Source organism: Streptomyces sp. Mut1, assembly GCF_030719295.1.
GTDB classification, from domain to species: Bacteria; Actinomycetota; Actinomycetes; order Streptomycetales; family Streptomycetaceae; genus Streptomyces; species Streptomyces castrisilvae.
On sequence record NZ_CP120997.1, the window covers coordinates 1,656,635 to 1,677,081 of the forward strand.

Genomic DNA, 20,447 nt, shown 5'->3' on the forward strand with positions numbered 1-20,447 from the left:
CGCGTACGACGGGGTGAAGGCAAACTACAACGACGGACACGATGAGCCAAGAGATGTACGCCGCCGAACCCGAGGCGACACGCCGGAACGCGGGCGGGACGGAGAGCAGCCGGGCCAGCCGCGGCTGGTGGGACCGCAACGCCGACGAGTACCAGAGCGACCACGGCGCCTTCCTCGGCGACGACCGCTTCGTCTGGGGCCCGGAGGGCCTGGACGAGGCGGATGCCGGACTCCTCGGCCCCGCCGCCGCGCTGAAGGACCTCGACGTCCTGGAGATCGGCGCCGGCGCGGCGCAGTGCTCGCGCTGGCTGGCCGCGCGGGGCGCCCGCCCGGTCGCCCTGGACCTCTCCCACCGCCAGCTCCAGCACGCCCTGCGCATCGGCGAGGACGTCCCGCTGGTCGAGGCGGACGCCGGGCGGCTGCCCTTCCGGGACAACTCCTTCGACCTGGCCTGCTCCGCCTACGGCGCGGTCCCCTTCGTCGCCGACCCGGTCCAGGTCTTCCGGGAGGTCCACCGGGTGCTGCGCCCCGGCGGCCGCTGGGTCTTCTCCGTGACGCACCCCATCCGCTGGGCGTTCCCGGACGAGCCGGGCCCCGAGGGCCTGTCGGTGGCCGCCTCCTACTTCGACCGCACCCCGTACGTCGAGCAGGACGAGCGGGGCGAGGCGGTGTACGTCGAGCACCACCGCACGCTGGGCGACCGGGTGCGGGACGTGGTGGCGGGCGGCTTCCGGCTGGCCGACCTGGTCGAGCCGGAGTGGCCCGCCTGGAACGACCAGGAGTGGGGCGGCTGGTCCCCGCTGCGCGGCAACCTGATCCCGGGCACCGCGATCTTCGTCTGCGTACGCGACTGAGAGACCGGCCGGTGCGGGGGGCGGGCGCCGGCCGTACGAGACTGGGGGCGTGATCCGCACCGACGCCCTCGACCTGCTGCCCGTCCGCTCCGCCGTGCCCGCGCTGCGGCGGGCGCTCGACGACCGCGGGGTCGCGGTGCTGTGCGCACCCCCGGGCACCGGCAAGACCACGCTCGTCCCGCTCGTCCTGGCCGGGCTGACCGGGGACGGCCCGGTGCGCCGGGTCGTGGTCGCCGAACCGCGCCGGATCGCCGCCCGCGCGGCGGCCCGGCGCATGGCCTGGCTGCTGGGCGAGCGGGCCGGTGAGCGGGTCGGCTTCACCGTGCGCGGCGAGCGGGTGGTGGGCCCCGGCACCGTCGTGGAGGTCGTCACCACCGGGGTCCTGCTCCAGCGGCTGCAACGCGACCAGGAGCTGGCGGGCGTGGACGCGGTGATCATCGACGAGTGCCACGAGCGCCATCTCGACGCGGACACGGTGGCCGCGTTCCTGCTGGACGTGCGCGAGGCGATCCGCCCCGATCTGCGGCTGGTGGCCGCGTCGGCGACGACGGACGCGCAGGGCTGGGCGCGGCTGCTGGGCGACGCCCCGGTGATCGAGGCGCGGGGGGTGTCGCACCCGGTGGAGGTGGTGTGGGCCCCGCCGGCCGCGCCGGTGCGGCCACCGCACGGGATGAGGGTCGATCCGGCGCTGCTGAGCCATGTCGCCTCCGTGGTGCGGCGGGCCCTGGCCGAGCGCGAAGGGGACGTGCTGTGCTTCCTGCCGGGGGTCGGCGAGATCGGCCGGGTGGCCGGCCAGCTGGCCGGGGCGGGGGCCGAGGTGCTCCAGGTGCACGGGCGGGCCCCGGCGGCGGTGCAGGACGCCGTGCTGGCCGGACCGTCCGGAGGGCGGCGCGTCGTGCTGGCGACCTCGGTCGCGGAGTCGTCGCTGACCGTGCCCGGGGTGCGGACGGTGGTCGACTCCGGGCTGGCCAGGGAGCCGCGCACCGACCACGCCCGGGGCCTGAGCGCGCTGACGACGGTACGGGCCTCGCAGGCGGCGGGCCGCCAGCGCGCGGGCCGGGCGGGACGCGAGGCGCCCGGGACGGTCTACCGGTGCTGGGAGCAGGCGGAGGACGGACGGCTCGCCCGGTTCCCGTCCCCGGAGATCAAGGTGGCCGACCTTGCCGCGTTCGCCCTCCAGGCGGCCTGCTGGGGCGACCCGGACGCCTCGGGGCTGGCGCTGCTGGACGCGCCGCCGGACGGGGCGATGGCCGCCGCGCGCGAGGTGCTGGCCGCGGTCGGCGCGGTGGGCCCGGACGGGCGGGTCACCGAGCGGGGGGTGCGCATGTCCCGCATCGGGCTGCACCCCCGGCTGGCCCGCGCGCTGCTGGACGGGGCGGCCGAGGCCGGCGGGCGCCGGGCCGCCGAGGTGGTGGCGCTGCTCAGCGAGGAGCCGCCGCGGGCGTACGGGGACGATCTGGCGGCCGCGCTGCGCACCGCGCGCCGGGGCCAGGACGGTTACGCGGCGCGCTGGCGCCAGGAGGTGCGGCGCCTGTCGTCCTCGGTGAAGGGCGACGGCGGCGGGCCGGGCGGGCCGGGTACCGACGATGCGGCGGTGGGGCTGGTGGCGGCCCTGGCGTTCCCGGAGCGGGTGGCGCGGGCGCGGGGCGACGGGGCGTTCCTGATGGCGTCGGGCACGGGCGCGGAGCTGGGCGAGGGCTCACGGCTGCGCAGCGCGCCCTGGCTGGCCGTCGCGGTCGCGGACCGGCCGGCGCACGCGGCGTCGGCCCGGGTGCGCCTCGCGGCCGTCATCGACGAGGACACCGCGCGCCTGGCGGCCGGGCATCTGCGGTTCGCGGGCGAGGAGGTCCGCTGGGACGGCCGGGACGTGGTGGCCCGCCGGGTGGAGCGCCTGGGGGCGGTCGAGCTGTCGGCGCGCCCGCTGAAGCGGCCCGGTCCGGCGCTGGTCCGCGAGGCCCTGGTGGAGGGGCTGCGGCGGGAGGGGCCCGGTCTGCTGCGCTGGAGCCGGGACGCGGGGCAGCTGCGGGAGCGGCTCGCGTTCCTCCACCGGGAGCTGGGCGAGCCCTGGCCCGACGTGTCGGACGAGGCGCTGCTGGAGCGCCCGGAGCAGTGGCTGGAGCCGGAGCTGTCGCGGGCCGGGCGCCGGGCGGACCTGGCCGGGATCGACGCGGGCCAGGCGCTGCGCAGGCTGCTGCCGTGGGCGACGGGTGAGGCGGTGCGGCTGGACGAGCTGGCGCCGGAGCGGATCGAGGTGCCGAGCGGTTCGCGGATCAGGGTGGAGTACGGCGGGGACCAGCCGGTGCTGGCGGTGAAGCTCCAGGAGCTGTTCGGTCTACAGGAGACCCCGAGGGTGGCCGGCGTACCGGTCCTGGTCCATCTGCTCTCCCCGGCCGGACGGCCCGCCGCGGTGACGGCGGACCTGGCGTCGTTCTGGCGCGAGGGCTACCGGGCGGTGCGGGCGGAGCTGCGCGGCCGGTATCCGAGGCATCCGTGGCCCGAGGACCCCACGACGGTGGCGGCGACCCGGTTCACCAAGGCGCGGCTCAGGCGGGAGTAGGAGGCGCCTGCGCCGGTACCGGGCGCCGGGAGCGGGCCTCCAGCCAGAGTGCGAGCGCCAGGAGCACGGCGGCCAGGGCGAGGAAGCCCCACGGCAGGTACGAGGTCAGCAGCAGGACCAGCAGCCGCTGGGACTTGACCAGGTCGACGATCGAGTCGACGTAGTCCGCGCGCATCTTCACGTGTCCGGCGAACACCGTGACGGTGTCCTGGGGCATGCCCATGGCCTTGGCGTTGCGCATCTCCTCGCGGTGGATCTCCTCGCCGTTGACCGGTGCCCCGGTGACGGGGTCGACCCAGAACATCCGCTTGGTGGTGTACCAGCGGGTCATGCCGGTCCTGGCGATCTGCTGCGGGGTGATGCCCTTGATGGGCATGGTCTTGGGCATGGGGACCTCGGTCCACGGGACGGTCTGCTCGAAGTAGTAGACCTCCAGGCCGTGGAAGGTGCGGGTGCCCCGGTAGTGGATGGGCGAGCTGGTGCGGGTCTGCGCGTCGAAGTACTGGTAGTCGCGCTTCTCGGTGAGGAAGGGCCACTTGAACTCGATGCCGTCGCGGGTGACCGGGTCGCCGTCGACCATCTCGCCGGTGGCGTGGACGGGGTCCTGGCTGTGGGCGTCGAAGATGTAGCGCTCGGGGATCTTGGAGACCATCTTGCCGTCGGGGCCCTGGACGTAGGAGAGCGCGTCCCAGACGACGACGTCACGGCCCGCGGTGCGTTCGATCCGCTCGGACTCCTCGACGTTGCCCTTGAGCGTCTGCACGATGGTGAGCTTGTCGACCTTCTTGGCGGTGAGGGTGCTGTAGTCGAGCAGCGTGGCGGGCTTCGCCTCCAGCACGGTCTCCTGGTACTGGCTGGGCGGGATCTTCGCGAGCCTCGGGAAGGCGTACCAGCGCAGCAGCGGTGACAGCGCGGCGAAGAAGACGGCGAAGGCCAGGAGTACGAGGCCTGCTCGACGGCGCATGGGGTGTCCTCCCTCGGCGGTGCGTGGCGCGGACGGCTACTTCTTGGGGCCCGGGACGGTGGTCAGCAGGGGCTTGGGGGACGTCTCGCCCGGCGGGGCCCCCACCGCGCTGACGGTGAGGACGAGGGCGAGGGCGGCGGCCAGTCCGATGGCGGCGGCGACGAGGGCACGCATGCTCGGCCTCCCGGTGAGCTGATGGGTCGTCAGGGCTGAGGCACCGTAGCAACCGGGGCGCGAGATGAGAACACGCCGAACAGCCCCCCGGCCGGGTGGCGGCCGAGGGGCTGTTCGGAGCGGACGGGTCAGGAGGCGGCGGAGGCCGTGCGCTCCTCGACGGTCAGCTCGATGACGAGGTCGGCGCCGCCCTCGGTGGTGAGGCGCAGCTTGTACGTGCCCGCCGGGCCGTCGGCGTAGACCTTCGGGAGGGTGAGCTTCCCGTCGGCGTCCGTGGTCAGGACGATGCTGCGGACGGGGTCGCCGTTGTCGTCGGTGAGGTAGGGGCCCTTGTCGTTCTCGACCGGCAGCAGCCCGCCGGTGATCATGGTGGCGGTGACGGCGACCCGGTCGGCCGTCTCGCCCTTGTAGGTGGCGGCGACCGCGATGTCCTCGAACGTCTCGCCGGCCAGGGCGGTCAGCTCCTCGGTGCCGGTCCTGGCGAGGGCGTCCGCCTGGCGGGCGGTGACGGTCGCGGTGTACGTGACGGGCGCCAGCGAGGTGCCCGTGGCGGTGGCGAGCACGGTGAACCCGCCGGTCTTCTCGCCCGCTTCGAGCACGGGGGCGGTGGCGGTGCCGTCGGTCCCGGTGGCGACGGTCGCCGTCTTCCCGCCGCCGGCGAACGTGGCGTCGGTGTCGCCGGTGACCTTGAAGGTCACCGACGTCTTGGCGACCGCGCCGCCGAGGCCGTTGTGCGCCCGCACCTTGATCCGCTCGGCGAACGGGTCGCCCGCCGTGGCGGTGAGCGCGCCGGTACCGGCGTTCCGCAGCCCGGTCACGGTCTCGGACGGGGTGGGGGCCGGTGTCGGGGTGGGCGACGTGGGCTTGCCGAGGTCGCCCGGCGCCGACGGCTCGGGGCTCGGCTCCGAGGGGGGCTTCGGCTTGGTGGAGCCGCCCGGCTTCGGGGAGGGCGTCGGGGACGGCGACTTCGAGGGGCCGCCGCCCACATGGCTGCTTCCCGAGCCCGGGTCACGGCTCGTGGGGCCGGACGGCAGGACGCCGGTGCCGTCGGGGACCTCGTGCGTGCCCCGGTTGTAGTACTCGAACCAGGAGCGGACCGTACGCAGGTACTCGTCCGAATGGTTGTAGCTCAGGACCGCCCGGTCCAGGTCCGTGGCGGTCGACAGGTCGCGGGAGCCGGCGCAGAGGTAGCGTCCGGCGGCGAGCGCCGCGTCGTAGATGTTGTTCGGGTCCTTGCGGCCGTCGCCGTTGCCGTCCTGGCCCCAGACCTCCCACGTGGACGGGATGAACTGCATCGGGCCGACCGCCCGGTCGTGCTCCCGGTCCCCGTCGTAGGCGCCGTTGTCGGTGTCCTTGATCAGGGCGAAACCCTGGCCGTTGAGGGCGGGACCGAGGATCGGCGTGAGCGTGGTGCCCTGCGCGTCGACCTTGCCGCCCCGGGCCTGCCCGGACTCGACCTTGCCGATCGCGGCGAGCAGCTGCCACGGCAGCCGGCAGGCCGCGTCGGTGCCCGCGACGGTCCGCTCGGCCTTCTTGTAGGCCGCCAGCACGGAGGCCGGTATCCCCGACTCCGCACTGCCGGTCACCGGCAGAACGGCCGAAGTGTCCGTCTTCTCCGGCGTGTTCAGCGGCGGCAGGTCCGTGTAGTACGGCGAGTCGCCGGAGACGCTGCCGTCCCCGCTCCCCGCGCCGGGCGTCGTCGCCCCGGCGGCCGGCTGCTCGCCGTCCGCCGCGACCAGCGGAGATCCCGGGGCCTGCGAGGCGGAGAGTGCCGCCACCGCGGCGGCTGCCACGGCGGTGGTGGCCGCCCCTCTGTACAGTCGGCGACCGAATTGCGCTGCCATGACGTGTGGGCCCTCCCCGTCGTCGCTGTCGGCGCTCCCCTGCGCCTGGACTCAGGCGACCCTACGGCAACTCATCTCGCCCGCACACAGCGGACGGACCGGTTCTTACCGCTTTCTCACCTTCCCGAACACATGTTGTCCACGGGAGGGCGGGCGGATGACGGCCGCTCAGGCCCGATAGGCCACCCTTCACTGTCCCCCCGGTGCACGCATACTGCCCGCATGCCCTTCACTCTCAGCCATGCCGCCGCCGTACTGCCGGGAATCCGGCGCGACGGCAGAGGCCGCGGCCCGCTCGTCGCCTCGGCCCTGGTCGCCGGTTCGTTCGCCCCCGACCTGACGTACTTCGCGGACACGGCGATCCCGGGCGCGATGGCGTTCGGCGAGGTCACCCACGCGGCGTGGGGCGTCGTCACGGTGGACGTCCTGATCACCGGGCTCGCGGTCGCCGTGTGGCTGCTGCTGCGCGAACCCCTGGTGGCCCTGCTGCCGCAACGCGCGCGGGGGCGGGTGTACGCGTGTCTGGGCGGGCCCCGCTCCGCAACAGGCGCCGGGCGCGGCGCACTTCACCTGCGGGGCGCGGCGTGGTTCGCCGTGTCGGCGGTCATCGGCTCGGCCACGCACGTCGTCTGGGACGCCTTCACCCACCACGACCGCTGGGGCGTACGGCTGGTGCCGGGGCTCGACGGCAGCGTCGGCGGGCTCCCCGTCTTCACCCTCGTCCAGTACGGCACGTCGGCACCCGCCCTACTCGTCCTCGCCTGGTTCACGACGTCGGCGCTGCGACGGGCCGGGGAGCGGCCGGTGCCCGCCTCCGTACCGGTCCTGGACCGGCGGACCCGGCGCTGGGCGCTCACCGGCATCGGGCTGTGCGTCCTGCTGGGCATCGCCCACCGGTGCGCCCGCTGGTACGCCTACTTCGGGCACATCGACACCCCGCTGGACATCATTCCTACGGCCTGCTTCGGCGCGGGCGCCGGCCTCGCGGCCGGACTCCTGCTCTACGGGGCGGCGATCCGGCTCACCCACCGCCGCCCCGGCCCGCCGCCCAAGCGGCCCGGGACCGGTGCCGGGGCCTCCGCGCGCCCCGGCACATCGCGGTCAGTGCGCCGCTGACTCCCAGTCGCCGCCGACGCCCACCGACACATCCAGCGGGGCCCGCAGACGCACCGCCGTGGACATCTCGTGACGCAGGATCCGCTCGACCTGCTCCCGCTCGCCCGCCGCGATCTCCAGCACGATTTCGTCGTGCACCTGGAGCAGCATCCGCGACTTCAGCTCCGCCCCGGTCAGCGCCCGGTCGACATGCAGCATGGCGACCTTGACGATGTCGGCGGCGGTGCCCTGGATCGGGGCGTTGAGCGCCATCCGCTCGGCGGTCTCACGGCGCTGGCGGTTGTCGCTGTTCAGGTCCGGCAGATAGCGGCGGCGGCCGAAGACCGTCTCGGTGTATCCGGTGGCCCTGGCCTCCTCCACCACCCGGCGCAGGTAGTCGCGGACACCACCGAACCGCTCGAAGTAGGTGTCCATCAGGCCCCGGGCCTCACCCGCCTCGATGTTCAGCTGCTGGGAGAGACCGAACGCGGAGAGGCCGTACGCGAGCCCGTAGCTCATGGCCTTGATCTTGCGGCGCATCTCCGGGTCGACCGCCGACTTCTCGACGCCGAAGACCTGCGAGGCGACCGTGGTGTGCAGATCCTCGCCGGAGGTGAACGCCTCGATCAGGCCCGCGTCCTCGGAGAGGTGGGCCATCACCCGCAGTTCGATCTGGCTGTAGTCCGCCGTCATCAGCGTCTCGAAACCCTCACCGACGACGAAGCCCCGGCGGATCGCCCGGCCCTCGTCCGTGCGGACGGGGATGTTCTGCAGGTTGGGGTCGGTGGACGAGAGCCGGCCGGTCGCCGCCACGGTCTGGTTGAACGTGGTGTGGATGCGGCCGTCCGCGGCGATCGACTTCACCAGGCCCTCGACGGTGACCCGCAGCTTCGCCTGCTCGCGGTGGCGCAGCATGAGGACGGGCAGCTCGTGCTCGGTCTGCGCGGCCAGCCAGGCCAGCGCGTCCGCGTCCGTCGTGTAACCGGTCTTGGTCTTCTTCGTCTTCGGCAGGCCCAGCTCACCGAACAGGACCTCCTGGAGCTGCTTGGGCGAACCCAGGTTGAACTCCCGGCCCACCGCCGCGTGCGCCTCCTTCACCGCCTGCTGGACGGCCCCGGCGAACTGCTGCTCCATGCCCTCCAGGTGCGCCCGGTCCGCCGCGATGCCGTGCCGCTCCAGGCGGGCCAGCAGAATCGACGTCGGCAGCTCCATGTCGTGCAGCAGCTCGGCCGCGCCGACCTCCTTCAGCCGCTCCGTGAACGCGTCGCCCAGGTCCAGGACGGCGCGGGCCTGCGCCATCAGGGCATCGGCCTCGGCCTGGTCCTCGGCGCCGAAGGCCAGCTGCCCGTCCGCGGCGGCGGCGGGGGCCAGCTCCCGGCCCAGGTACTCCACGGCCAGGGCGTCCAGCGCGAAGGAACGCCGGCCGGGCTTGACGAGGTAGGCGGCGAGCGCGGTGTCCATCGAGACGCCCTCGATCCGCCAGCCGTGCTCCGGGAAGACCCGCATCGCGCTCTTGGCGTTGTGCATGACCTTGGGACGGGCCGGGTCCGCGATCCAGGCCGCGAACGCCTGCTCGTCGGGCTCGTCGAGCAGCGCCGGGTCGAACCAGGCCGCCGCCCCGTCCGCCGCGGCGAGCGCGATCTCCGTGACCGTGCCGATGCCCAGCGCCCAGGTGTCCACCGTGGCGACACCGAGCGGCTGCGCGCCGTGCGCCTCCAGCCACGGGGTGAGCTCGCCCGCGCCGAGCACCGCACCGTCCAGCGCGACGCCCGCGGCGGGCGCCGGGGCCTCGTCCTCGGCCGCGCCCGGGTCCACCGCGAGCAGCCGCTCGCGCAGGCTCGGGTTGCGGATCTCCAGCACGTCCAGGACACCAGTGACCGCCGTACGGTCGTAGGGGGCGCGCTCCAGGTCGGCCGGGGTCTTCGGCAGCTCCACGTCCCGGACCATCTCGGTCAGCACGCGGTTCATCTTCACCGCGTCCAGGTGGTCGCGGAAATTCTGGCCCGCCTTGCCCTTGACCTCATCGGCCCGCTCCACCAGCTCGTCGAACGAACCGAACTGGTTGATCCACTTGGCGGCCGTCTTCTCACCGACCCCGGGAATGCCCGGAAGGTTGTCCGACGGGTCACCGCGCAGCGCCGCGAAGTCCGGATACTGCCGGGGGGTGAGGCCGTACTTCTCAACGACCTTCTCCGGTGTGAACCGGGTCAGCTCGGAGACACCCTTGGTCGGGTAGAGCACCGTCACGTTGTCCGTGATCAGCTGGAACGAATCGCGGTCACCGGTGACGATCAGCACCTCGAAGCCGGCCGCCTCCGCCTGCGTGGCCAGCGTGGCGATGACATCGTCCGCCTCGAAGCCCTCGACCGCGAAACGGTCCGCGTGCATCGCGTCGAGCAGCTCCCCGATCAGCTCGACCTGCCCCTTGAACTCGTCGGGGGTCTTCGACCGGTTCGCCTTGTACTCCGGGAACTCCGCCGCCCGCCACGTCTTGCGGGACACGTCGAACGCCACCGCGAAGTGCGTGGGCGCCTCGTCACGCAACGTGTTCGCGAGCATCGACATGAAGCCGTACACCGCGTTGGTCGGCTGGCCCGCCCCCGTCGTGAAATTCTCCGCAGGCAGCGCAAAGAACGCCCGGTACGCCAGGGAGTGCCCGTCCATCAGGAGCAGGCGCGGTCGGTTGTCTGCCGTCTTCTTCGATGCCGTCTCAGCCACACCCCGATCCTGCCACGTACCACTGACAATCCGGACCGGCCACCGCCCGCGACGCCTCACCGGGCGCCCCGCCCGCCCCGCGTGCCAGGATCGAAGGCAAGGAGACACCCAGCAGGACCGAAGGGGAGCACCATGGCCAGCAAGCCGCCCGCAGGAGACCCCGTCCAGGACGCCCCGCAGGTCGAACCGGCCAAGCACGCCGCCGCCGGGCTGCCCGCCGTCGCCCGGAGCCTGCGCATCGCCCAGCAGCAGATGGGGCTGCGCCGCACCGCGCAGACCCTCCTCAAGGTCAACCAGAAGGACGGCTTCGACTGCCCCGGCTGCGCCTGGCCCGAGGGCGACCAGCGGCACACCGCCGAATTCTGCGAGAACGGCGCCAAGGCCGTCGCCGAGGAGGCGACCCTGCGCCGGGTCACCCCGGACTTCTTCGCCGCCCACCCCGTCGCCGACCTCGCCGGCCGCAGCGGCTACTGGCTCGGCCAGCAGGGACGCATCACCCAGCCCATGTACCTGCCCGAGGGCGCCGACCGCTACGAGGCCGTGACCTGGGAGCGCGCCTTCGGGATCATCGCCGAGGAACTGGGCGCGCTCGGCTCGCCCGACGAGGCGCTGTTCTACACCTCCGGGCGCACCAGCAACGAGGCCGCGTTCCTGCTCCAGCTGTTCGCCCGCGAATTCGGCACCAACAACCTGCCCGACTGCTCCAACATGTGCCACGAGTCCTCGGGCTCCGCGCTCACCGAGACGATCGGCGTCGGCAAGGGCTCCGTGTCCCTCGAAGACCTCCACCACTCCGACCTGATCATCATCGCCGGGCAGAACCCCGGCACCAACCACCCCCGGATGCTCTCCGCCCTGGAGAAGGCCAAGGCCGCCGGGGCGAAGATCATCTCGGTGAACCCGCTGCCCGAGGCCGGCCTCGAACGGTTCAAGAACCCGCAGACCCCCCTCGGCCTGGTCAGGGGCGCCGCGCTGAACGACCTCTTCCTCCAGATCCGCATCGGCGGCGACCAGGCACTCTTCCGGCTCCTGAACAGGCTGATCCTTCAGACCGAGGGCGCCGTCGACGAGACGTTCGTCGCCGAACACACCCACGGCTACGAGGAGTTCGCCGCCACCGCGGCCGAAGCCGACTGGGACACCACACTCGCCGCGACCGGACTCGACCGCGCCGCCATCGAACAGGCCCTCGACCTGATCCTCGCCTCGCGGCGCACCGTCGTGTGCTGGGCCATGGGCCTCACCCAGCACAAGCACTCCGTCCCGACCATCCGCGAGATCGTCAACTTCCTCCTGCTGCGCGGCAACATCGGCCGCCCCGGCGCCGGCGTCTGCCCCGTCCGCGGACACTCCAACGTCCAGGGCGACCGCACCATGGGCATCTTCGAACGGCCCTCACCCGCCTTCCTCGACGCCCTCGACAAGGAATTCGCGATCACCTCACCGCGCCACCACGGCTACGACGTGGTCCGCGCGATCCGAGCCCTGCGCGACGGCGACGCCAAGGTCTTCTTCGCCATGGGCGGCAACTTCGTCGCCGCCACCCCCGACACCGCCGTCACCGAGGCCGCGATGCGCAACGCCCGTCTCACCGTCCACGTCTCCACCAAACTCAACCGCTCCCACGCCGTCACCGGAACCCGGGCGCTGATCCTGCCCACCCTCGGCCGCACCGACAAGGACGTCCAGGCGGGCGGCAAGCAGTTCGTCACCGTCGAGGACTCCATGAGCAAGGTCCACGCCTCACGCGGCAACCTCACCCCCGCGAGCCCCCACCTGCTCTCCGAACCCGCCATCGTCGCCCGCCTCGCCCGCGCCGTGCTCGGCCCCGGATCCGCGACACCCTGGGAGGAGTTCGAGAAGGACTACGCGACGATCCGCGACCGCATCTCCCGCGTCGTGCCCGGCTTCGAGAACTTCAACGCGCGCATCGCCCACCCCGGCGGCTTCACCCTCCCGCACGCCCCCCGCGACTCCCGCCGCTTCCCCACCGCCACCGGGAAGGCCAACTTCACCGCCGCCCCCGTCGAGTTCCCCGAACTCCCCGAAGGCCGGCTGCTGCTCCAGACCCTGCGCTCCCACGACCAGTACAACACCACCATCTACGGCCTCGACGACCACTACCGCGGCATCAAGGGCGGCCGCCGCGTCGTCCTCGTACACCCCGACGACGGCGCCGCCCTCGGACTCGCCGACGGCGCCTACACCGACCTCGTCAGCGAGTGGAAGGACGGCGTCGAACGCCGCGCCCCCGGCTTCCGCGTCGTCCACTACCCCACCGCCCGGGGCTGCGCCGCCGCCTACTACCCCGAGACCAACGTGCTGGTCCCCCTCGACTCCACCGCCGACACCAGCAACACCCCCGCCAGCAAGTCCGTCGTGGTGCGCTTCGAGCCCGCGGGCTGAGCCGCGCGGGAGCCCCCGCCGGACAGGGCCTAAGCGCCCGCTCAGCCGTCTGATAAGAACGACGCACACAGACACGCACCAGACGGAAGGCGGCCCCATGGGCGAGCACACCGCACCCACGTTCCCCCAGGAGATCATCGACGAGTACGCCGCGCTCGGCGTCGACCTGCCCGCCCTGTTCTCCGCCGGCCACCTCGGCGAGCGCATGGGCGTACGGATCACCGAGGCCTCCGCGGAGCGCGTCGTGGGCACCATGCCCGTCGAGGGCAACACCCAGCCCTACGGCCTCCTGCACGGCGGCGCCTCCGCCGTCCTCGCCGAGACCCTCGGCTCCGTCGGCTCCATGCTCCACGGCGGCCCCTCCAAGCTCGCCGTCGGCGTCGACCTGAACTGCACCCATCACCGAGGGGTACGAAGCGGCCTCGTCACCGGGGTCGCCACCCCCGTACACCGCGGCCGCACCACCGCCACGTACGAGATCGCCATCACCGACGAGCACGACAAGCGCGTCTGCACCGCCCGCCTCACCTGCCTCCTGCGTGACACCCCCACCCCCACGGCCTCCTGACCCGCACCGACACGCGTCACCACACCCCTGCCCGGCCGCACCCCAAAGCGGCCGGGCAGGGCCATATCCGGACACAACCAGCGCCACACATAAGGCACTTGCCGGGCACACCGCGTCAACCCCCTTGACCCCACGCCTCGTTCCATGGCCCACTCGGCTCCCACACCCGGCCCGCCCCACCGCCACACCGCGTCGCCGCACCCCCACCGAAGTAACACTGCGTAATCAACGACCGGGGTGAGAAACCCCGCCGCGACGCCACCAGCCCGGCCCCCACCGCCGCCGGGCCCCGCGGCCTGCCCACGCACACCCCCGCGCAACCCTCATCGGGCGACAGCAGCAAGATCACTCCAAGCCCCTTAGCAGAGCTGGGGGTTCTCAGAATGCGGTCACTTTACGATCCGGTAAAAAGCCGTACATGTCCGCACAGCCACCTCAAGCCTTGCTCAAGGGCATAACAAGACAGTCACATCCTGAGCCACCACCATCCCCGACCCCCACCACTGCCCTTAGAGTCACCGCCAGTCACCGCGCCGCCGGGCGCGTCTGCAGCACGGCCCTGTACCAACCCAGTACGGCCCGGCGAACGACACGGCACCTCAAGCAGAGGAGGCCGCGCCAGGGAAAGGACCTTTCGTGCGACACCGTTCTTTGCTCATCCTCACCACAGTGCTCACCACAGGCGCACTGACGCTCACCGCCTGCGGGTCGCGCGACGACGACAACAAGAGCGACGGCAACAGCGGCAGCGGCAACCAGACCGTCGTCATCGGTCTCGACGCACCCCTCACCGGCGACCTCTCCGCCCTCGGCCTCGGCATCAAGAACTCCGCCGACCTCGCCGCCAAAACGGCGAACAAGGAGAAGACCGTCCCGGGCATCACCTTCGAGATCCAGCCGCTCGACGACCAGGCCCAGCCCTCCGTCGGCCAGCAGAACGCCACGAAGTTCATCGACAACAAGAAGGTCGTCGGCGTCGTCGGCCCGCTGAACTCCGGCGTCTCCCAGTCGATGCAGAAGCCGCTCAACGACGCGGGCCTCACCCAGGTCTCCCCCGCCAACACCGGCACCGAGCTGACCCAGGGCAACGACTGGAAGACCGGCGACAAGAAGCGCCCCTTCAAGACCTACTTCCGCACCGCCACCACGGACCAGATCCAGGGCGCCTTCGCAGCGAAGTACCTGTACAACGACGCGAAGATCAAGCAGGTCTACCTCATCGACGACCAGAAGCCCTACGGCGCCGGTCTCGCGGCCTCCTTCAAGGCCACCTTCACCGACCTCGGCGGCAAGATCGCCGGCTCCGACCACGTCAACCCCGAGGACCGCGACTTCAACGCCGTCGTCACCAAGGTCAAGAAGTCCGGCGCCAAGGCCGTCTACTACGGCGGCGAATACCCCGCCGGCGCCCCCCTGAGCCAGCAGCTCAAGGACAGCGTCCAGATCCCCCTCATGGGCGGCGACGGCATGTACAGCGCCGACTTCATCAAGCTCAACAAGAAGGCCCAGGGCGACATCGCCACCTCCGTCGGCAAGCCCGTCGAGGAACTCGACTCCGCCAAGAAGTTCATCGAGGACTACAAGACGGCCGGCTACAAGGACGCCTACGAGGCCTACGGGGGCGGCACCTACGACGCCACCTGGTCGATCATCGAGGCCGTCAAGCTCGCCGTCTCCGAGAACGACGGCAAGCTCCCCGACGACGCCCGCGCCAAGGTCCTCGACGCCATGAGCAAGGTCAAGTTCGACGGCGTCACCGGCCCCGTCTCGTTCGACGAGTACGGCGACACCACCAACACCATGATGACCGCCTACCAGGTCGACGGCGGCAAGTGGGTCTCCAAGCTCAGCGAGGCCTACAAGCCGTAACAAGCTCCCGGTCACGCCCGACTGACCCCAGACCGCGCGGGAGCGCTACCAGCACTCCCGCGCGGTGCCATATCCGAACCACTCCACGGAGGCCCTGCGGTGCACGAACTGCCGCAACAGCTGGCCAATGGACTCATCCTCGGCGCGATGTACGGACTCATCGCGATCGGCTACACGATGGTCTACGGAATCATCCAGCTCATCAACTTCGCCCACGGCGAGATCTTCATGATCGGAGGCTTCGGAGCTCTCACCGTGTACCTCTGGATGCCGGCCGGCTCCAACCTCCTCGCAATCGTCCCCCTCATGATCATCGGCGGCGTCATATGCTCCGTCGCCGTCAGCGTCGCCGCCGAACGCTTCGCCTACCGGCCGCTGCGCAACGCCCCCCGGCTCGCCCCGCTGATCACCGCGATCGGGCTCTCCCTCGCCCTCCAGCAGGCCATCTGGAAGTGGTACCCCAACGCCACCAAGGACCGCCCCTTCCCCCAGTTCAAGGGCGAGGCCTTCGACATCTTCGGCGCCCACGTCCAGCGCGGTGACCTCTTCGTCCTCATCTCCGCCCCCGTCTGCATGATCGCCCTCGGCCTCTTCGTCTCCAAGACCCGCGCCGGCCGCGGCATGCAGGCCACCTCGCAGGACCCCGACACCGCCAAGCTCATGGGCATCAACACCGACCGCATCATCGTCATGGCCTTCGCCATCGGTGCCGCGTTCGCCGCCGTCGCCGCCGTCGCCTACGGGCTCAAGAACGGCCAGATCGGCTTCAAAATGGGCTTCCTCATGGGCCTCAAGGCCTTCACCGCGGCCGTACTCGGCGGCATCGGCAACATCTACGGCGCCATGCTCGGCGGCGTCGTACTCGGCGTCGCCGAATCCCTCGCCACCGGCTACATGAGCGACGTCCCCGGTATGGACCTCTTCGGCGGCGGCGCCTGGAAGGACGTATGGGCCTTCGTCCTCCTCATCGTCGTCCTGCTGCTGCGGCCACAAGGCCTGCTCGGCGAACGCGTCGCGGACAGGGCGTGATACGGATGACCACCCAGAACCCGCTCGTCCCGCTCCCCGCACCCATCGCCCGGATCGCCACCCTCGCCGGCGCCGCGGCCGCACTCGCCGGAACCTTCCTCCCCTGGACCTGGACCTCCGAATTCCCCGGCGACCTCACCGTCACCGGCTACCCCGGCGGCCTCCAGGTCCTCACCCTCACCGGCGCCGTCCTCACCCTGCTGTTCACCCTCACCGGATACGGCATCCCCGGACTGCGCTGGCTCATCCCCGGCGGCACCAACAGCCCCGTCCGCCTCCTGGCCCTCGCCGTCCTCGGCACCACCGGCTACGCCATGGGCGCCATCTCCTACGAGCTCGGCGGCGTCGTCAACCTCGAACCCGGGGCCTGGGTCAGCGGCATCGGCGCACTCGTCGCCGTCATCGCCTCCCTCGCACTCCCCAGCGACGTGGCACTCCCCGCCGAAGGACCCGAACCGACCGGGTGGCAGCGCTTCCGCAACAGCCTCGCCGCCCCCTCGGCACCCCGCGCCAGGGCCCTCCCCGGCTGGGCCGAGATCCTCGTCATCGCCGGAGCCTTCGGCCTGGCGCTGTACCTCTTCACCTACGGGATCGACATCCCCACCGAGGACTCCGAGCAGTTCATCGGCTTCCTCATCACCGCGGTCCTCGCGTTCACCGCGCTCACCCGGGCCGGACTCATCGCCCGCATCACCGCGCTGACCTCCAAGCACCGCAACGTCACCCTCACCGCGGCCCTGGTCGCGGCGTTCTGCTTCCCCTTCACCCAGAACACCGCGGAATACGCCCTCATCGGCGCGAACATCCTCATCTTCGCCACCGTCGCACTCGGCCTGAACGTCGTCGTCGGCCTCGCCGGCCTCCTCGACCTCGGCTACGTCGCCTTCCTCGGCGTCGGCGCCTACACCGCCGCACTCGTCTCCGGCGCACCGCTCTCCGCGATCGGCGTCCAGTTCCCCTTCTGGGCCGCCGTCCTCACCGGAGCCGTGGTCTCCCTGATCTTCGGCGTCCTCATCGGCGCCCCGACCCTGCGCCTGCGCGGCGACTACCTCGCCATCGTCACGCTCGGCTTCGGAGAGATCTTCCGCGTCACCGTCAACAACCTCAACGGCAACAGCGGACCCGACCTCACCAACGGCTCCCAGGGCATCCCCAGCATCCCCGACCTCAACCTGTTCGGGATCGACTTCGGGCTCACCCACGAACTCGGCCCCTTCACCCTCAGCAGGCCGGCCAACTACTACCTGCTGATGCTCGTCGTCACCGCCGTCGTCGTCCTCGTCTTCCGCCGCTCCGGCGACTCCCGCATCGGCCGCGCCTGGGTCGCCATCCGCGAGGACGAGACCGCCGCCACCGCCATGGGCATCAACGCCTTCCGGCTCAAGCTGCTCGCCTTCGCCCTCGGCGCCACCCTCGCCGGCCTCGCCGGCACGGTCCAGGCACACGTCAACTACACCGTGACGCCCGAGCAGTACCAGTTCGCCGGCTCCGTTCCCCCGAACTCCGCGTTCCTCCTCGCCGCCGTCATCCTCGGCGGCATGGGAACCCTCAGCGGACCCTTCGTCGGCGCCGCGCTGCTCTACCTGATCCCGGCCAAGCTGCAGTTCATGCAGGACTACCAGCTCTTCCTCTTCGGCATCGCGCTCGTCCTCCTCATGCGCTTCCGCCCCGAGGGCCTGGTCGCCGACCGCAGGAAGCAGCTCGAATTCCACGAGACCGACCAGCTCGACGTGCCCAAACCCCGGAAGCCCGACGAGACAGACGCCGGCATCGCCAAGGCGGGGGCGTAACCACCATGACCACCACAAAGACCGCCACCACCGCGACGACCGTCCTGGACGCCAGCGGAGTCACTATGCGCTTCGGCGGCCTCACCGCCGTACGAGGCGTCGACCTCACCGTCAACGCCGGCGAGATCGTCGGTCTCATCGGCCCCAACGGCGCCGGCAAGACCACCTTCTTCAACTGCCTCACCGGCCTCTACGTCCCCACCGAGGGCAAGGTCAGCTACAAGGGCACCGTCCTGCCGCCCAAGCCCCACCTCGTCACCAAGGCCGGCATCGCCCGCACCTTCCAGAACATCAGGCTCTTCGCCAACATGACCGTCCTGGAGAACGTCCTCGTCGGACGCCACACCAGGACCAAGGAAGGCCTCTGGTCCGCGCTCCTGCGCCTGCCCGGCTACACCAAGGCGGAGAACGGCAGCCGCGAACGCGCCATGGAACTCCTGGAGTTCATCGGCCTCCAGGACAAGGCCGACCACCTCGCGCGCAACCTCCCCTACGGAGACCAGCGCAAGCTGGAAATCGCCCGCGCGCTCGCCAGCGACCCCGGACTCCTCCTCCTGGACGAGCCCACCGCCGGCATGAACCCCCAGGAAACCCGCGTCACCGAAGAACTCATCTTCGCCATCCGGGACCAGGGCATCGCCGTCCTCGTCATCGAGCACGACATGCGCTTCATCTTCAACCTCTGCGACCGCGTCGCCTGCCTCGTCCAGGGCGAGAAGCTGGTCGAGGGCACGGCCTCCGTCGTCCAGAGCGACGAACGCGTCATCGCCGCCTACCTCGGCACCCCCTTCGAGGGCGCCCCCGGCGCCGAGGAGGTCGCCGAGGTCGAAGCCGCCGAGGCGGAAGCCGCGGCAGCACCGGAAGCGGCCACCCCGGCCACCCCGGCCGAGGACGCCCCGGCCGCCACCACCGCTCCCACCGAAGAGGAGGACAACCGATGACCGCACTGCTGGAGGTCGAGGACCTCCGCGTCGCCTACGGCAAGATCGAAGCCGTCAAGGGCATCTCGTTCACCGTCGAGACCGGCCAGGTGGTCACCCTCATCGGCACCAACGGCGCCGGCAAGACCACCACCCTGCGCACCCTCTCCGGGCTGCTCAAACCCCTCGGCGGCCGCATCCTCTTCGAGGGCAAACCGCTCACCAACATCCCCGCACACAAGATCGTCTCCCTGGGCCTCGCCCACTCCCCCGAGGGCCGCCACATCTTCCCCCGGCTGACGATCACGGAGAACCTCCTCCTCGGCGCCTACCTCCGCAGCGACAAGGCAGGCATCGAGAAGGACGTCCAGCGCGCCTACGACCTCTTCCCCATCCTCGGGGAACGCCGCAAGCAGGCCGCCGGAACGCTCTCCGGCGGCGAACAGCAGATGCTCGCCATGGGCCGCGCGCTCATGTCCCAGCCGAAGCTCCTCATGCTGGACGAGCCGTCCATGGGCCTCTCCCCGATCATGATGCAGAAGATCATGGAGACCATCGTCGAACTGCGGGCCTCCGGCACGACGATCCTCCTGGTCGAGCAGAACGCCCAGGCCGCGCTCTCCCTCGCGGACCAGGGCCACGTCATGGAGATCGGCAAGATCGTCCTCTCCGGCACCGGAGCGGACCTCCTCCACGACGAGTCCGTCCGCAAGGCGTACCTCGGCGAGGACTGAGCCCCAGGAGTACGAGAAAGGCCCGCGCCTCGTGGCGCGGGCCTTTCTCGTACTCCTGGCAACCTACTCGGCGGCCCGCTTCTTCTCCTCGGCGTCCTCGATCAGCGCCTCGGCGAGCTGCTGCATCGACAGCCGGCGGTCCATCGACGTCTTCTGGATCCACCGGAACGCCTCCGGCTCCGACAGCCCGTAGTCCGTCTGCAGAATGCTCTTCGCCCGGTCCACCAGCTTCCGCGTCTCCAGCCGCTGTGCCAGGTCCGCGACCTCGCTCTCCAGGGCCTTCAGCTCCGAGAACCGCGAGACGGCCATCTCGATGGCCGGCACGACGTCGCTCTTGCTGAACGGCTTCACGAGGTACGCCATCGCCCCGGCGTCCCTGGCCCGCTCCACGAGGTCGCGCTGCGAGAAGGCGGTGAGCATGAGGACCGGCGCGATGGACTCCTCGGCGATCTTCTCGGCGGCGGAGATCCCGTCGAGGACGGGCATCTTCACATCGAGGATGACCAGGTCCGGCTTGTGCTCCCGGGCCAGCTCGACAGCCTGCTGCCCGTCCCCGGCCTCACCGACGACCGAGTAGCCCTCTTCTTCGAGCATCTCTTTGAGATCGAGGCGAATGAGCGCCTCGTCCTCGGCGATGACGACGCGGGTCGTCAGCGGCGGGACGTGCGACTTGTCGTCGTCGGCGACGGGCTGGGGCGACTCGGGGGTGGTCACGGGGCTCCTCGTTCAGGGCAGGGACTGCTGCCCTGAGCCTACCCAGCTACGGTATGGTGGTCGCGCAGCGGGTCGAAGGAAACCTTCGATTCTGCCAGCCCCGGTAGCCCAATTGGCAGCAGGCAATGGATTCAAAACCCATACAGTGTCGGTTCGAATCCGACTCGGGGCACTTTTCCTTCGATCTGAAGGTCGCAGCAAAATTTTGAGT

At 71.4% G+C, this 20,447-nt stretch carries 15 protein-coding genes and 1 tRNA gene; 11 read left to right on the top strand and 5 right to left on the bottom strand.

Annotation, left to right across the window (positions count from 1 at the left end; translation table 11 throughout):
• Positions 1-41: 41 nt before the first annotated feature.
• Together P8A18_RS07015 and hrpB are read left to right on the top strand one after the other, a co-directional pair.
• Entirely contained in the window at positions 42-854 is an 813-nt protein-coding gene (locus tag P8A18_RS07015; protein WP_026250358.1) for a class I SAM-dependent methyltransferase, read from the top strand.
• Between the two features lie 49 nt (positions 855-903).
• Entirely contained in the window at positions 904-3,411 is a 2,508-nt protein-coding gene (hrpB, locus tag P8A18_RS07020; RefSeq protein ID WP_306052738.1) for an ATP-dependent helicase HrpB, read from the top strand.
• Here hrpB and pgfA read toward each other — a convergent pair.
• The 3 genes from pgfA to P8A18_RS07035 all read right to left on the bottom strand — a co-directional run bounded on the left by pgfA (position 3,398) and on the right by P8A18_RS07035 (position 6,393).
• Positions 3,398-4,375: a cell envelope lipid trafficking protein PgfA gene (gene pgfA, locus P8A18_RS07025; protein WP_306052741.1), complete on the bottom strand. Its 978-nt coding sequence runs from the start codon at positions 4,373-4,375 to the stop codon at positions 3,398-3,400. The genes hrpB and pgfA overlap by 14 nt on opposite strands.
• Positions 4,376-4,411: 36 nt before the next feature.
• Positions 4,412-4,549, bottom strand: a complete 138-nt coding sequence (locus tag P8A18_RS07030; RefSeq protein ID WP_018555630.1) for an SPW_0924 family protein — start codon at positions 4,547-4,549, stop codon at positions 4,412-4,414.
• A 128-nt stretch (positions 4,550-4,677) separates the two neighbouring features.
• Positions 4,678-6,393, bottom strand: a complete 1,716-nt coding sequence (locus tag P8A18_RS07035) for a lytic transglycosylase domain-containing protein (protein WP_306052744.1) — start codon at positions 6,391-6,393, stop codon at positions 4,678-4,680.
• Between the two features lie 222 nt (positions 6,394-6,615).
• On the opposite strand from P8A18_RS07035, the gene P8A18_RS07040 reads away from it, so the two are divergent.
• Positions 6,616-7,509 carry a DUF4184 family protein gene (locus P8A18_RS07040; protein WP_306052746.1) on the top strand — a complete coding sequence of 298 codons (894 nt, stop codon included), beginning with the start codon at positions 6,616-6,618 and terminating at the stop codon, positions 7,507-7,509.
• On the opposite strand, the gene polA is transcribed toward P8A18_RS07040, so the two are convergent.
• Entirely contained in the window at positions 7,495-10,206 is a 2,712-nt protein-coding gene (gene polA, locus P8A18_RS07045) for a DNA polymerase I (RefSeq protein ID WP_306052748.1), read from the bottom strand. The genes P8A18_RS07040 and polA overlap by 15 nt on opposite strands.
• Before the next feature lie 132 nt (positions 10,207-10,338).
• Between polA and P8A18_RS07050 the strand changes: the two genes are divergently transcribed.
• The 7 genes from P8A18_RS07050 (at position 10,339) to P8A18_RS07080 (ending at position 19,522) form a co-directional block, all read left to right on the top strand.
• Complete coding sequence (locus P8A18_RS07050) at positions 10,339-12,612, top strand: FdhF/YdeP family oxidoreductase (RefSeq protein ID WP_306052750.1); 2,274 nt, start codon at positions 10,339-10,341, stop codon at positions 12,610-12,612.
• Between the two features lie 97 nt (positions 12,613-12,709).
• On the top strand, positions 12,710-13,180 hold the full coding sequence (locus P8A18_RS07055; RefSeq protein ID WP_306052752.1) for a PaaI family thioesterase: 471 nt from the start codon (positions 12,710-12,712) through the stop codon (positions 13,178-13,180).
• Positions 13,181-13,831: 651 nt separating this feature from the next.
• Entirely contained in the window at positions 13,832-15,049 is a 1,218-nt protein-coding gene (locus tag P8A18_RS07060; protein WP_018555624.1) for a branched-chain amino acid ABC transporter substrate-binding protein, read from the top strand.
• Positions 15,050-15,148: 99 nt separating this feature from the next.
• The gene (locus tag P8A18_RS07065) at positions 15,149-16,078 is read left to right on the top strand and encodes a branched-chain amino acid ABC transporter permease (protein WP_018555623.1); all 930 of its coding nucleotides are present in this window, start codon (positions 15,149-15,151) and stop codon (positions 16,076-16,078) included.
• 5 nt (positions 16,079-16,083) lie between these two features.
• Positions 16,084-17,868 carry a branched-chain amino acid ABC transporter permease gene (locus tag P8A18_RS07070; RefSeq protein WP_306052754.1) on the top strand — a complete coding sequence of 595 codons (1,785 nt, stop codon included), beginning with the start codon at positions 16,084-16,086 and terminating at the stop codon, positions 17,866-17,868.
• Positions 17,869-17,873: 5 nt separating this feature from the next.
• Positions 17,874-18,809: an ABC transporter ATP-binding protein gene (locus tag P8A18_RS07075; RefSeq protein ID WP_306052756.1), complete on the top strand. Its 936-nt coding sequence runs from the start codon at positions 17,874-17,876 to the stop codon at positions 18,807-18,809.
• Entirely contained in the window at positions 18,806-19,522 is a 717-nt protein-coding gene (locus tag P8A18_RS07080) for an ABC transporter ATP-binding protein (protein ID WP_018555620.1), read from the top strand. Before P8A18_RS07075 ends, P8A18_RS07080 begins: the two co-directional genes overlap by 4 nt.
• A gap of 63 nt (positions 19,523-19,585) precedes the next feature.
• Here the strand turns inward: P8A18_RS07080 and P8A18_RS07085 are convergent, their stop codons facing one another.
• Positions 19,586-20,236, bottom strand: a complete 651-nt coding sequence (locus tag P8A18_RS07085) for an ANTAR domain-containing response regulator (RefSeq protein WP_306052759.1) — start codon at positions 20,234-20,236, stop codon at positions 19,586-19,588.
• 97 nt (positions 20,237-20,333) lie between these two features.
• Here P8A18_RS07085 and P8A18_RS07090 point away from each other — a divergent pair.
• Positions 20,334-20,408, top strand: a tRNA-Leu gene (locus P8A18_RS07090).
• The last annotated feature ends 39 nt before the right edge of the window (positions 20,409-20,447 follow it).

Bases quoted from the DNA above. Each gene is read 5' to 3' on its own strand.
- P8A18_RS07070 (WP_306052754.1), top strand. From the start codon at position 16,084: ATGACCACCCAGAACCCGCTCGTCCCGCTCCCCGCACCCATCGCCCGG.
- P8A18_RS07040 (WP_306052746.1), top strand. From the start codon at position 6,616: ATGCCCTTCACTCTCAGCCATGCCGCCGCCGTACTGCCGGGAATCCGG.
- P8A18_RS07015 (WP_026250358.1), top strand. From the start codon at position 42: ATGAGCCAAGAGATGTACGCCGCCGAACCCGAGGCGACACGCCGGAAC.
- P8A18_RS07030 (WP_018555630.1), bottom strand. From the start codon at position 4,549: ATGCGTGCCCTCGTCGCCGCCGCCATCGGACTGGCCGCCGCCCTCGCC.
- P8A18_RS07055 (WP_306052752.1), top strand. From the start codon at position 12,710: ATGGGCGAGCACACCGCACCCACGTTCCCCCAGGAGATCATCGACGAG.
- pgfA (WP_306052741.1), bottom strand. From the start codon at position 4,375: ATGCGCCGTCGAGCAGGCCTCGTACTCCTGGCCTTCGCCGTCTTCTTC.
- P8A18_RS07050 (WP_306052750.1), top strand. From the start codon at position 10,339: ATGGCCAGCAAGCCGCCCGCAGGAGACCCCGTCCAGGACGCCCCGCAG.
- P8A18_RS07080 (WP_018555620.1), top strand. From the start codon at position 18,806: ATGACCGCACTGCTGGAGGTCGAGGACCTCCGCGTCGCCTACGGCAAG.
- P8A18_RS07075 (WP_306052756.1), top strand. From the start codon at position 17,874: ATGACCACCACAAAGACCGCCACCACCGCGACGACCGTCCTGGACGCC.
- P8A18_RS07035 (WP_306052744.1), bottom strand. From the start codon at position 6,393: ATGGCAGCGCAATTCGGTCGCCGACTGTACAGAGGGGCGGCCACCACC.